Here is a 12,766-nt window from a genome sequence, read left to right as displayed (position 1 = left end):
CCCCGGAAGATCCGAGGGGCCGTTTCCTTTTGCGCTATGGCGCTTCCGGTCCGTTTACCCCCCTTGGCCGCGCCGCTCGTTTCCGGGCGGGCGCGGCCGATGGCGCGCGCTGGGCGCACCATCAGTCCGAAAGGGGGTGGACCATATGCCGAAACGCCCCGCGCCCCGTTATGTTCCGCCGTGCGCCGCTCAGGCGGCCAGGGCCTCCGCGATCAGGCGGCGGCTGTTTTCGATGCCGTAGAGCGCGATGAAGCTGCCCATCCGGGGCCCCTGGTCGGCCCCCAGCAGGGTCTGGTAGAGCGCCTTGAACCAGTCGCGCAGTTCGGCAAAGCCATAGGCTTCGTCCTTGCCGATGGCATAGACGATATTCTGGATGTCCTCCGCCGAGGCGCCTGCGGGCAGGGCGGCGAGTTCGGCGTCCAGCCTGCGCAGGGCGGCGGCTTCGCCTTCGGTCGGCGCGCGGCGCTGGAGCGTCGGGGCGACGAAATCACGGTGATAGGCGAGCGCATGGCCGATCAGCGCGTCCAGTTCCGGATAGCTTTCCGCATTGGCGTCGGCGACATAGTTCTGGAGATAGCCCCAGACCTGTTCGCGGCTGGCGTCGCCCATCACGCCGACCAGATTGAGCAGCAGGCCGAATGTCACCGGCAGGCGGCCCTGCGGCAGCTTGCCGTCATGGATGTGGTGCACCGGATTGCCGAGTTGCTGTTCGACCGGCTGGTTCGGATAATTGCCGCGGAACTGCCAATATTCGTCCACGGCGCGGGGGATCACGCCCATGTGGAGCTGCTTCGCCTTCTTCGGTTCGCGATAGGCGTAGAAGGCGAGGCTCTCCTGCGGGCCATAGGTCAGCCATTGTTCCAGGCTGAGGCCGTTGCCCTTGGACTTGGAGATCTTCTCGCCCTTTTCGTCGAGGAACATTTCGTAATTGAAGCCCTCGGGCGGGCGGGCGCCGAGCGCGCGGCAGATCTTCGAGGATTGGGTGACGGAATCGATCAGGTCCTTGCCCGCCATCTCATAATCGACGCCCAGCGCGACCCAGCGCATCGCCCAGTCGACCTTCCATTGCAGCTTCGCGCCGCCGGACAGGATCGACCGTTCGATCAGCTCGCCCTCATCCTCGAAGCGGACGAGGCCGGCATCGGCGTCGATCACCTCGACCGGGACCTGAAGCACGATGCCGCTTTTGGGCGAGATCGGCAGCACCGGCGAATAGGTCGCCTGCCGTTCCTTGCGCAGCGTCGGCAGCATGATGTCCATGATGTCCCGATAGTGGCGCAGGACATTCTTCAGCGCGTCGTCAAAGGCGCCGGACCTGTAGCGCTCCGTGGCGGAGACGAATTCATAGTCGAAGCCGAAGCGGTCGAGAAATTCCCGCAGCATGGCGTTGTTGTGATGCGCGAAGCTCTCGAACTTCCCGAACGGATCGGGCACCTGCGTCAGCGGCTTGCCCAGATGCTGCGCCAGCATCGCCTGGTTGGGCACATTGTCCGGCACCTTGCGCAGCCCGTCCATGTCGTCGCTGAACGCGATCAGGCGCGTGGGGATGTCCGACAGCGCATGATAGGCGTTGCGGACCATGGTGGTGCGCAGCACTTCGTTGAACGTGCCGATATGCGGCAGGCCGGAGGGGCCATAGCCCGTCTCGAACAGCACATAGCCCTTTTCGGGCGCGCCGTTTTGATAGCGCTTCAGGAGCTTGCGCGCTTCCTCATAGGGCCAGGCCTTGGACGCCTGCGCGGCGGTGCGGATGAGTTCGGACACGGTCATGATGCATGCCCCCTAAGCATTTTCGCGGCCGTTGAAAACATCTGACGACTCGGAAAACATCATGCGGCGGAAGGAACGGCAAAGGCTTCATTAATATAGATCAAGCTTCATTTTGGACCCGACGCGGCGATTCCAGGTGCCGAAATGGAGACGAATGGCGGCTTTTCCCGCCAGCTCTTTAACTTTGATTAACCCTGTTCAGGCATATTTATCGGGAGCTTAGGGGGCTCAGGAGGGACTATGCAGCCGCGCAGCCGTCACAGAATAACGGTCGATATACCCGTCGTCGTGACGACGGTGCTCGACAGCGTGGAAGGAATGATCGTCGACCTGAGCGAGGGCGGCGCGCAGATTGCGGGCTGCGGCCTGCCGGTGCGCAGCCAGTGCCAGATCGACTATGAGGGCCATGTCGTGTTCGGCACGGTGCAATGGTCCGAAGAGGACCGCATGGGCATCCGCTTCCCCTATGAACTGACCGACGGACCGCTGTTCGACCGGCTGGAGATCGCACGGGCCGCGCGGCTGACGCCCACGGCCTTTCAGCCGCGCATGCCCGGCGGGCGTCCGGCGGGCGGTTTCGGGCGTCGGTTCGGCTGAATCGGGCGCTTTTTCAGGTTTCCCTTTTGTTCCCGTTCGCCTAAGCGGGAGAGGTGATCGACCCCGCTGCCCTGCCCGCCCTTCACGCCAGCCATGGCGGTATATGGCTTCGGGAAGGGGATCGGACCGCAGCGGTCGCCAAGGGCACCGCCATCGCGCGGACGGCGGAAACGCCGACGCTGCTGCTGAACGCGCCGCTGACCGGGCAGCGGCTGGGCTATCCCGATTTGAATGGCCTGGACCTGCTGGAATTGTGGGCCTTCATCCATCCCGCGCGCTTTCTGGTGCCGACGCCCAAGGGGCTGGCCGAAGCGCTGGACCTGCCTCGTCCGGCGAGCGAGGCCGACATTCCCCAATTGTTGCAGGCGGCGACCGGCGCCCTGCTGGCGACGCTGGAATCCCCCGCATGGACCGAGCGCGAGGGCGGCTGGACGGCGGCGCAGTCGCTGCACCGGTTGCGCTGGCCCTGGGCGCCGCTGGTGGCCGGGCGCATCGCCCAGCCGAAGGAGGCGGAGCGTTGGCTCTTCTCCAAATTGCCGGAATGGGAGGAGAGCCCACCCCGCCCTGCCCCCCGTTCGGTATCGCTGCAACCCGACGCGGTGGTGGCGCGGCTGGAGCAGTTGACGGGCGCGGGAGCCGAAGCGCGACCGGGACAGCGCGCCTATGCGGCGGCGGCGGCGGAGGTGTTCCGGCCCAAGGCGCATCGCGACCAGCCCAATATGCTGCTGGCGGAGGCCGGGACCGGGATCGGCAAGACCCTGGGCTATCTCGCCCCCGCCTCGCTCTGGGCCGGGGAGGCGCAGGGGACGGTGTGGATTTCCACCTTTACCAAGGCGTTGCAGCGGCAGTTGGACCGGGAAAGCCTGCGCCTCTTCCCCGATCCCGCCGTGGCGGCGAAGCGCGTGGTGGTGCGCAAGGGGCGGGAAAATTATCTCTGCCTGCTCAATCTGGAGGACGCGCTGCAAGGCGGCTTTGCGGGGCGCGCGGCGATTCTGGCGCAACTGGTGGCGCGCTGGGCGGCGTTCACCAAGGATGGCGACATGATCGGCGGCGACCTGCCGGGATGGCTGCCGACCTTGTTCCGGCGCAACGGCTCCACCGCGCTGACCGACCGGCGGGGCGAGTGCATCTATGCGGGCTGTCCGCATTACCGGAAGTGCTTCATCGAACGATCGGCGCGGGCTTCGGCCGATGCGGACATCGTGATCGCCAATCATGCGCTGGTGATGATCAACGCGGCGCGGGGGCGGGAAACGGGGCAGGCGCCGCAGCGCATCGTGTTCGACGAGGGCCATCATCTGTTCGATGCGGCGGATTCGACCTTTTCCGTCGCCCTGTCGGGGCAGGAAGCCATCGAGCTGCGCCGCTGGGTGATGGGGCCGGAGGGCAATTCGCGGGGGCGTCGCCGGGGTCTGGCGGCGCGGCTGTCGGACCTTGCCAGCTATGACGAGCAGGGCGGCGAGGCGATCCGGGCGGCGGCGGAGGCCGCGAGGGCGCTGCCGGCCGACGAATGGCTGAAGCGGATCGTCGCGGGCGAGCCGTTCGGGCCGGTCGAGGAGCTGCTCGCGGCGGTGCGGGGCACGGTCTATGCGCGGGCCGCCGATGGCGGCGAGGCGGATGCAGGCTATGGGCTGGAGACCGAGCTGGCGGAACCTGACGGCGCGCTGGTCGAGGCGGCGCAGGAGGCGGCGCGGGCGCTGGACGCGCTGCTGCGGCCGCTGACCCATCTTGGCAAGCGGATGGAAGCCGTGATCGAGGAAGCGCCCGACTGGCTGGACGGCGCGGCGCGGGCGCGGGTCGAGGGGGCGATTGCCTCGCTTGGCTGGCGGCGCGATCTGGTGACGGCCTGGCTGGCGCTGCTGGCGCGGATCGGCGGGCCGGCGGACGCGGATTTCGTGGACTGGCTGGCGGTCGAGCGGATCGAGGGGCGGGAGTTCGACATCGGCATCCACCGCCACTGGCTGGACCCGACGCGGCCGCTGGCGCAGGCGGTGCTGAAACCGGCGCAGGGCGTGCTGATCACATCCGCCACGCTGAAGGGCGGCGGCGACTGGGACAATGCGGCGAGCCGGAGCGGGGCGACACATCTGCCGCGCGGGGCGGAGCAGTTCGAGGCGAGCAGCCCGTTCGACTATCCGGAACGGTCGGAAGTGCTGATCGTCACCGACATCAAGCGCGGCGACATTGCGGCGCTGTCGGGCGCCTATGCCCGGCTGATCGAGGCGGCGGGCGGTGGGACGCTGGGGCTGTTCACCGCGATCCGGCGGCTGCGCGCGGTGCATGCGCGGATCGCCGACAGGCTGGCGCGGGCGGGGCTGCCGCTCTACGCGCAGCATGTCGATCCGATGGACACGGGCACGCTGATCGATATTTTCCGTGACGATCCCCGCGCCTCGCTGCTGGGCACCGATGCCTTGCGCGACGGGGTGGACGTGCCCGGCCATTCGCTGCGGCTGGTGGTGATGGAGGGGGTGCCCTGGTCCAAGCCCACCGTGCTGCACGCGGCGCGCAAGCTGGCGGGCGGCGGAAGCGCCTATGACGACCGGCTGATCCGGGCGCGGATGGCGCAGGCCTTTGGCCGGCTGATCCGACGGGCGGAGGACCGGGGCAGCTTCGTCATCCTGTCCGCCGCCATGCCCAGCCGGTTGTTGAGCGCTTTCCCCGCCGGCACGCCGATCCGCCGCCTGACGCTGGACGAGGCCATCATCTCGGTCAGCGGGCAATCCCGCGCTGGCCTTAACGGTAATGCAACGCTAGGGCTTCAGGGACTCGAATCCGGCACCTGGTGACTGTATTTTCGTGATTTCCGAGTCAGCAGGCGTTCCACCTGCTTCGAAATCACTCTGGGACCTGGAGAAAAAATGAAGCGGTTGATCCTGTTCCGTCACGCCAAGTCCGATTGGGACGATCCGGTTGCGCGGGACTTCGACCGGCCGCTCAACCGCCGGGGGGAAAAGGCGGCGCTGGTGATGGGGGAATTCGCCAAGGCGCGCGACCTGCATTTCGACATGGTGGTCGCCTCCCCGGCCGTGCGGGTGGTGGAGACGCTGAACGTCTTCTTCACCGGCTATGGCGAGGTGATCGACCCGCATTGGGACCGGCGCATCTATCTCGCCTCCCCGCCCACCCTGTTCGACGTGATCCGCGACCTGCCCGACAGCGCCGGCAGCGTGCTGATGTCCGGGCATAATCCGGGCCTGGAGGAACTGGTCCTCGACCTCGTGCCCGACGATGGCGCGAGCCCGCTGCGCGAGGATGTGGAGGTGAAGTTCCCGACCGCCTCGATCGCGGTGATGGACCTGCCCATCGAACATTGGAGCGAGGCGAAGCCCAATATCGCGACCCTGGCCAGCTTCACGCGCCCGCGCGACCTGGACCCGGCGCTGGGGCCGGGATCGCGCTGAACCTGACGGTTACGCCGACCCTCTGGCGGTGGCGGCGGCGATGGGATGACGGCTGTCCGGACGTGACCGGAAAGGCGCATGATGGCGTGCAGCATATGTCCAGATCGGAACGTGCGGTCCCTATTCCCCGATCGCCCTGACCAATAGGGCGCGGATGGCTTCCAGGCGCGGCAGAAGATCGGCGTGGGGGGCCGTTTCGCCATTTTTGGGCGCGGGCGCGACCGGCGGCTCGCCACCTCCATCGGCCAGTGCCTTTTGCGCGCCACGGACGGTGAAGCCCTCGACATTCAGCAGATGGTTGATGCGCCGCACCAGCGCCACGTCGGCCGGGCGGTAATAGCGCCGGTTGCCCGATCGCTGGAGCGGACGGAGCTGGGTGAAGCGGGTTTCCCAATAGCGCAATATGTGCTGCGGCAAATCGAGTTCGCTCGCCAGCTCACTGATCGTCAGAAATGCGCCCTCTGCCTTTTCCATGGTCCTGATGTTGCACCTTTAGCGGCGCAAAGGTCAACCTTCGGGAAAATGGCTGTTTTGCCGATGGCCCCCTCAGGCCGAGGCGACGCGGTCCCGCATCGTCTGGCTGGCGCGGAAGGTCAGCACCCGGCGCGGCTCGATCGGCACTTCCACGCCCGTCTTGGGGTTGCGGCCCATGCGCTGCGTCTTGTCGCGCAACACGAAGGTGCCGAAGCTGGAGATTTTCACATTCTCCCCGCGTTCGAGCGCGGCGGACATATGCTCCAAAATGGATTCGATTAAGGTTGCCGCTTCTGCCCGTGAAAGGCCAATATGACGGTTCACGCTCTCCGCGAGATCCGCGCGCGTCAGAGTTCCGTTACCGCTCATCGCATTTCCCCACCTTGACACCCGTCGAGCCTAAATGCGGGTGATCATTTGACAATGTGCGCGATTCTGCATGATTCGGCAAGATGACCACCCGGCGAAATCCTTAAAAAACCGTGAAAAATGGGCGGTGTAGCGGTCCCGCAATGGGACTGGGGAAGAATATGGCGCAGGGATGCCATCCATTTTGGGTGGCATCGGCCTGGCAAGGGGATGCTGCCGAGGCGCTGGTTGGTTGAGTCGGAAGTGAAGAGGTCTGGAAAGCAGACAGGCCGCTTTTTCTCACCCGTTCGCGCTGAACCTGTCGAAGGGCTTCGCTTCTTTGGAACTGTGGGCCTAGGAAAGGCAAGGCGTCGGACGGGCCCGGCCTGAACGGTTCCTTTTTGGCCTGCTCCGGAACGGATTCCGATCGACTGCATCGGATCGGCGGCTCCAGAGCGCGCTGCGTTAAATCCGGCGCAGGTCGCGCGCTCCAGCTTTTTGCTGTCGCCTTCTTTCAGGCAGAAAGCCGGTTCCCATTCGTCGACAGGCTCAGGACCGGCTTTTCCGCACGATGTTCCAGGACCGATCCTGGCCCTACACCCGCAGGACGCAGGCGCCCCAGGTGAAGCCGCCGCCCATCGCCTCCAGCACCAGCAGGTCGCCGGACTGGATGCGCCCGTCGCGCATGGCGAGGTCGAGGGCCAGGGGAACCGATGCGGCGGAGGTGTTCGCATGGCGATCCACCGTCATCACCACCTTTTCCGGCGCGAGCTTCAGCTTGCGCGCGGTCGCATCGAGGATGCGGGCATTGGCCTGATGCGGGACCAGCCAGTCGATGTCCGCCGCGGTCATGTCGGCAGCGGCCATCACTTCGGTCAGCACCGAGGCCAGGTTGGTGACGGCGTGGCGGAAGACTTCCTGTCCCTTCATCCGCAGCTTGCCGACCGTCTGCGTGGTGGAGGGGCCGCCGTCGACATAGAGAAGCTGGTTGTGGCGGCCGTCGGCGTGCAGTTTCGCAGCGAGGATGCCCCGCTTGCCATCGGTGCTTTCCTCCGCGCCCAGCACGACCGCGCCTGCGCCGTCGCCGAAGAGCACGCAGGTGGTGCGGTCTTCCCAGTCGAGGATGCGGCTGAAGGTTTCCGAGCCGATCACGATGGCGTTTCGCGCCGCGCCCGAGCAGATCATGCTGTCGGCCACGGTGATGGCATAGAGGAAGCCGGAGCAGACCGCCGCCACGTCGAAGGCGACGCAATCGTTGATGCCGAGCGCGGCCTGAACGATGGTGGCGGTGGCCGGGAAGGTCTGGTCGGGCGTGGCGGTCGCCAGCACGATCAGGTCGATGTCCTGCGCGGACAGGCCGGCAGCTTCCAGAGCAGCCTTGGCAGCGTTCGTGGCGAGCGTCGCGGTGGTTTCGCCCTCCCCCGCGATGTAGCGGGTGCGGATGCCGGTGCGCTCGACGATCCATTCGTCGCTTGTGTCCACGGTCTGCGCCAATTCGGCATTGGTGACGGCGCGGACCGGCAGGGCGGAGCCCGTGCCCAGGAGAACGGATCGGCGGATCACTTTGCGGGCAGCTCCATCCTGGATGCGGGGGCGGTCAACCCCTCGATCCCGTGCATGTCGGCGGCGATGCGCCGGGTGATGTCTTCCTCCAGCAGCCGCGCGGCGACATGGACGGCATTGGCGACGCCCTTGTCGTTTGCGCTGCCATGGCTTTTCACGACCACGCCATTGAGGCCGAGGAAAACGGCGCCATTATGGTTGTTGGGGTCGAGATGATGGCGCAGCAGGTGCATCGCGGGCTTGGAGATCAGGAAGCCGAGCTTGGAACGGATCGAGCTGGTGAAGGCGGTGCGCAGCAGGTCGGTGACGAAGCGGGCCGTGCCCTCCGCCGTCTTGAGCGCCACATTGCCGGAAAAGCCGTCCGACACGATGACGTCGACATCGCCGCGGCCGATCTTGTCGCCCTCCGTAAAGCCTTCAAAGGAGAGCGGCAGGCTGGTCGCGGCGCGCAGGATCGCGGCGGCGTCGCGGATTTCCTCCGTCCCCTTCATTTCTTCCGTGCCGATGTTCATCAGGCGGACGCGGGGCCGCTCCAGATCGAGCGCGATGCGGGCGTAGGCCGCGCCCATCACCGCGAACTGCACGAGGTTGCGGGCGTCGCATTCGGTGTTGGCGCCCAGGTCCAGCATGACCACGTCATTATCGCCCAGGGTCGGCAGCATGGCGGCCAGCGCGGGCCGGTCGACGCCCTTCATGGTGCGCAGGGCGAGCTTCGCCATCGCCATCAGCGCGCCGGTATTGCCGGAGGAGACCGCAGCGCCGCAATCGCCCGCCTTCACCGCCGCGATGGCCATGCTCATCGAGCTGGTCTTCTTGCGGATGGCGACGCTGGGCTTGTCGCCTGAAGCCACCACATCGGGCGCGTGGACGATTTCCGACGCGGCGCGCAGATTGGGGTGGTTGTCGAGCGCGGACTTGATCCGCGCCTCGTCCCCGAAAAGGGTGAAGCGCAACCCTTCGTGACGGCGACGGGCGAGCGCCACGCCCGCCATCATCACGCATACGCCTTCATCCCCGCCCATCGCGTCGATTGCGATTCGCGGTTGGCTGGACAAGTTAACGCACCCTTTTCAGGAGAAATGCTTGAGCGTCAGGCCCCGACGGCGACGACTTCACGGCCGTTATAGTGGCCGCAGGCGTCGCAGAGATTGTGCGGGCGTTTCAGTTCGCCGCAGTTCGAGCATTCCTGATAGGCCTCGACACGCAGCGAGTCATGGCTGCGGCGCATGCCGCGGCGGGACGGAGACGTTTTCCTCTTGGGGACAGCCATGTCGGCACCTTATTCCATAAATTGATCTGTTAGTGCGACTGGCCGTATCCGATGGATGACGACGCCAACGGCGCCGCAGACCCATGCGGCCCGGATGATCGCGAAGCCCTGCGCCTATAGCGTTTTTTGGCCCGTGCGCAAGTCCTTCTTGCCCCGCCATGCCGCTGCCCTATTCTGGGGGCGTCGCCATGAAAGGGGGGAAATCCGATGTTGCTGCCGATCACGCTGACGCTGGCCGCCGCCTGCGCGCTGCTCAACATGTGGCTGGGGATTCGATGCGCGCGAATCCGGATTTCGGATCATGTGCTGCACGGCGACGGTGGCAGCGCGCTGTTGGCCAAGCGGATGCGCGCGCATGCCAATTTCATCGAATATGTGCCGGTGACGCTGATTCTCTTCGGACTGGTGGAACTGGCGGTCGGGGCGTCGATCTGGCTCTGGGGCGCGGCGCTGGCGCTGGTGCTGGCGCGAATCGCCCATGGCTTCGGGATGGATGCGGAGAAGCCGACCGTCTGGCGCGGCGCAGGAGCGCTGCTGACCTGGGCGGTGATGGTCGGCATGGCGGTGGCGGCGCTCACTGTCGCCTATGGCGCGACGCGGGAGGTGCCGGCGCCGCCCGCCATGGCGATGGTTCGATAGGGTCAGGCGAGGACGGCATCCCCCACGAAGGGATTGGTGCGGCGTTCATGGGCGAAGTTGCTCATCGGGCCGTGGCCGGGGACGAAGGCCGTGTCGCCGCCCAACGGCCAGAGCTTGCCGGTGATCGCATCGACCAACTGCTGATGATTGCCCATGGGGAAGTCGGTGCGACCGATCGACCCCTGAAACAGCACGTCCCCGACGATGGCGAGCTTGCTGGGCGCATGGTGGAAGACGACGTGGCCGGGCGTGTGGCCGGGGCAGTGATAGACGTCGAGCGTGAGGTCGCCGACCGTGACCTGATCGCCGTCCTCCAGCCAGCGGTCGGGTTCGAAGCTTTCGCCGTCGATGCCGTATCGGGCGCCGTCCTCGCCCAGCCGGTCGATCCAGAAGCGGTCGGCTTCATGCGGTCCCTCGATCGGAACGCCCAGATCGCGGGCGAGGATGCCCGCCTGGCCGCAATGGTCGATATGACCATGGGTGACGAGGATCTTCTCTATGGTGACGCCATGCTGCTCGGCCGCCCTTTTCAGAATGGGCAGGTCCGCGCCCGGATCGACGAAGGCGCCGCGATGGGTCGCCGTGCACCAGAAGAGCGTGCAATTCTGCTGGAGCGGCGTGACGGGGATCAGGGCGGCTTTGAGGGGCGGAGTCGTCATGGCGCTGATGTGGCGAAGCTGCGCGCCGGGTGCAAGGCCTTGGGGAGCAGCGAGGGGCATTCGAGGGGGCTGGGGCGGCTTGCTGCTTTTCCGCTTTCCCCGATGCACAAGCTGCTCCCGCGAAGGCAGGAGCACGGCGCGCCTGATGGCTCAACCGGCCAAGGTTCCTAGCCCATTTCCTCCGTCGCGAAGGGTTCCGCCAGGCTGATGCTGTCGAGCACCTTGGCGGTTTCGTCGCGCACGCGGAGCATCACCCGGTGCAGGCGGCATTCCGATTCGGGCAGGCAGTTGGTGCAGGTCTCATGCGCGAAACGGCTGGCGCAAGGGGTGAGCGCAAGCGAGCCACGCGTCAGCCGGACGATGTCGCCATAGCTGATGTCGACCGGGGCCAGCGCCAGCCAATAGCCGCCATCCCGCCCCCGCTGCGTCGCGACCAACCCTTCGCGCGCCAGTTCCGACAGGATCACCGTCAGGAATTTGGACGGGATATTCTGGCGCGTGGCGATCTCGTTCAGGGGCACCGGGCCTTGCCGGTAGCGGTCTGCGAGATGCTGGAGGGCGCGGATGGCGTAACGGGTCTTCTGCGAAAGCATAGGGCTGTTATTCGCTCCCGCCGGAGATTTGACAAGACATCAGGGCGCGGGATTCAGCGCCTGCCGCGCCTGTTTCGGAAAATCGCTGAACATCGCGTCGACGCCCGTGCCGGCGACCGCCCGGACATAGCCGGCAAAGTCCCCCCTGCCCTGCGGATCGTCCGGACGCTGGAAGGCGGCGGGCAGGAAGCCGTTTTCCATGCGCAGCGTCCAGACATGGACCTGCAACCCGGCGTGATGGACGCGGTCGACAAGGCCCGTCGACCCGTCGGGGGCAAGCACCATGGCGGTCGCAGGGCCGATGCCGTCGGCATAGTCAGCGATCCGTTGCAGCCCCTGGGTCGTCATCATGTCGGCATAGGTGGTGCCGGGTTCATCGGCCGGTCCGCCCTCGCCGTCCACCAGCTGGATCAGGCGCAGGCGGGTCGCCGCGCGCAGGGCCTTGAGGTTGCCGACCTCGAAGGACTGGATGAAGACCGGATCGGCCTCCGTCTGATAGCCATATCGGCTGAGCAGCGCGAGCAAGGGCTCCTGATGCGGCAGGCCGATGCCCGCGAAATAGCCGGGATGCTTGGTTTCGGGATAGAGGCCGATGCGGCGGCCAAGCTCCGCCTCCTTGGCGCGGACCAGCTTCAATATCTCCTCGAAGGTCGGAATGAGGTACAGGTCGTTGAAGCGGCTGTTGGCGGGGCGAAGCTGCGGCAGCCGTTCGCGGGCGCGCAGCGTGCGCAGTTCCGCGAGCGTGAAATCCTCCGTGAACCAGCCGGAGACGGGCTGACCGTCGATGGTCCTGCTGGTTCTGCGGGTAGCGAATTCGGGATGATCCGCGACATCGGTGGTGCCGCCAATCTCATTTTCGTGCCGGGCGACGAGGACGCCGTCGCGGGTCAGCACCAGGTCCGGCTCGATATAGTCGGCGCCCTGGTCGATCGCGCGCTCATAGGCGGCGAGCGTATGTTCGGGCCGCTCGCCGCTGGCGCCGCGATGGGCGATGATGAAGGGTTCGGCCATCGCGGGCGCCGCCATCAACAGGGTGAGGAGGAGGATGGCGGCCCGATACATGCCCGGCCGGAGCATCCTCCCCACGGTCATGCCTTCACGCCCTCCAGAGCGTCCTCATAGGTGGTCGCCTTGAAGCCGACGATGGTGCGGTCGCCCAGGTCCAGGATCGGGCGCTTGATCATCGAGGGGTTGCTCATCATCAGCAGAATCGCCTTTTCCGAGTCGATATGCGCCTTGTCGCCCGCGTCCAGCGCCTTGAAGGTGGTGCCGGAACGGTTGAGGATGGTTTCCCACCCATGTTCCATCACCCATTCCTCCAGCTTCGCCTTGTCGACGCCCGACACCTTATAGTCGTGGAAGCTGTAGGCCTTGCCGCTATTGTCGAGGAAATTGCGCGCCTTCTTGATCGTGTCGCAATTCTTGATGCCGTACATGGTCAGCATGGCT

Annotated in this window: 14 protein-coding genes; 4 read left to right on the top strand and 10 right to left on the bottom strand. The window is 66.3% G+C overall.

The genetic code is table 11. The annotated features are described in order from the left end of the window. Positions 1 to 189 precede the first annotated feature (189 nt). Positions 190 to 1,770: a lysine--tRNA ligase gene (locus tag EGM87_RS16405; protein ID WP_061939316.1), complete on the bottom strand. Its 1,581-nt coding sequence runs from the start codon at positions 1,768 to 1,770 to the stop codon at positions 190 to 192. 240 nt (positions 1,771 to 2,010) lie between these two features. Here EGM87_RS16405 and EGM87_RS16400 point away from each other — a divergent pair, with 240 nt between their 5' ends. The 3 genes from EGM87_RS16400 (at position 2,011) to EGM87_RS16390 (ending at position 5,771) form a co-directional block, all read left to right on the top strand. Beyond that, positions 2,011 to 2,367, top strand: a complete 357-nt coding sequence (locus EGM87_RS16400; RefSeq protein ID WP_025547324.1) for a PilZ domain-containing protein — start codon at positions 2,011 to 2,013, stop codon at positions 2,365 to 2,367. A gap of 53 nt (positions 2,368 to 2,420) precedes the next feature. After that, positions 2,421 to 5,156 carry an ATP-dependent DNA helicase gene (locus EGM87_RS16395; protein ID WP_061939318.1) on the top strand — a complete coding sequence of 912 codons (2,736 nt, stop codon included), beginning with the start codon at positions 2,421 to 2,423 and terminating at the stop codon, positions 5,154 to 5,156. Between the two features lie 72 nt (positions 5,157 to 5,228). Then, positions 5,229 to 5,771, top strand: a complete 543-nt coding sequence (locus EGM87_RS16390; protein WP_137709563.1) for a SixA phosphatase family protein — start codon at positions 5,229 to 5,231, stop codon at positions 5,769 to 5,771. Between the two features lie 120 nt (positions 5,772 to 5,891). Here EGM87_RS16390 and EGM87_RS16385 read toward each other — a convergent pair whose 3' ends face one another. The 5 genes from EGM87_RS16385 to rpmF all read right to left on the bottom strand — a co-directional run bounded on the left by EGM87_RS16385 (position 5,892) and on the right by rpmF (position 9,426). Next, on the bottom strand, positions 5,892 to 6,245 hold the full coding sequence (locus EGM87_RS16385; RefSeq protein ID WP_044661346.1) for a MerR family transcriptional regulator: 354 nt from the start codon (positions 6,243 to 6,245) through the stop codon (positions 5,892 to 5,894). A 72-nt stretch (positions 6,246 to 6,317) separates the two neighbouring features. Then, entirely contained in the window at positions 6,318 to 6,614 is a 297-nt protein-coding gene (gene ihfA, locus EGM87_RS16380) for an integration host factor subunit alpha (RefSeq protein ID WP_007687990.1), read from the bottom strand. A 573-nt stretch (positions 6,615 to 7,187) separates the two neighbouring features. Then, complete coding sequence (locus EGM87_RS16375; RefSeq protein ID WP_137709564.1) at positions 7,188 to 8,156, bottom strand: beta-ketoacyl-ACP synthase III; 969 nt, start codon at positions 8,154 to 8,156, stop codon at positions 7,188 to 7,190. Continuing rightward, a complete protein-coding gene (gene plsX, locus EGM87_RS16370; RefSeq protein WP_253719162.1) occupies positions 8,153 to 9,178 on the bottom strand; it encodes a phosphate acyltransferase PlsX in 1,026 nt (341 codons plus the stop codon). The genes EGM87_RS16375 and plsX overlap by 4 nt, the downstream gene beginning before the upstream one ends. 68 nt (positions 9,179 to 9,246) lie before the next feature. After that, complete coding sequence (gene rpmF / locus EGM87_RS16365) at positions 9,247 to 9,426, bottom strand: 50S ribosomal protein L32 (protein ID WP_013848214.1); 180 nt, start codon at positions 9,424 to 9,426, stop codon at positions 9,247 to 9,249. Between the two features lie 207 nt (positions 9,427 to 9,633). Between rpmF and EGM87_RS16360 the strand changes: the two genes are divergently transcribed. Next, positions 9,634 to 10,065, top strand: a complete 432-nt coding sequence (locus tag EGM87_RS16360) for an MAPEG family protein (RefSeq protein WP_025547313.1) — start codon at positions 9,634 to 9,636, stop codon at positions 10,063 to 10,065. Positions 10,066 to 10,067: 2 nt separating this feature from the next. Here the strand turns inward: EGM87_RS16360 and EGM87_RS16355 are convergent, their stop codons facing one another. The 4 genes from EGM87_RS16355 to EGM87_RS16340 form a co-directional block, all read right to left on the bottom strand. After that, positions 10,068 to 10,724: an MBL fold metallo-hydrolase gene (locus EGM87_RS16355; protein ID WP_025547311.1), complete on the bottom strand. Its 657-nt coding sequence runs from the start codon at positions 10,722 to 10,724 to the stop codon at positions 10,068 to 10,070. Positions 10,725 to 10,891: 167 nt separating this feature from the next. Beyond that, a complete protein-coding gene (locus EGM87_RS16350; RefSeq protein WP_013848211.1) occupies positions 10,892 to 11,317 on the bottom strand; it encodes an RrF2 family transcriptional regulator in 426 nt (141 codons plus the stop codon). 39 nt (positions 11,318 to 11,356) lie between these two features. Then, positions 11,357 to 12,394, bottom strand: coding sequence for a glycerophosphodiester phosphodiesterase (locus EGM87_RS16345; protein WP_410483117.1), 1,038 nt, complete (start codon positions 12,392 to 12,394; stop codon positions 11,357 to 11,359). Positions 12,395 to 12,405: 11 nt separating this feature from the next. Next, positions 12,406 to 12,762 (bottom strand): ArsC family reductase, encoded by a 357-nt coding sequence (locus EGM87_RS16340; RefSeq protein WP_025547306.1) that lies wholly within the window; start codon positions 12,760 to 12,762, stop codon positions 12,406 to 12,408. Between the last annotated feature and the right edge of the window lie 4 nt (positions 12,763 to 12,766).

Source organism: Sphingobium sp. RSMS, from assembly GCF_005406185.4.
GTDB classification, from domain to species: Bacteria; Pseudomonadota; Alphaproteobacteria; order Sphingomonadales; family Sphingomonadaceae; genus Sphingobium; species Sphingobium fuliginis.
This window is presented reverse-complemented; position numbering and strand designations above follow the sequence as displayed.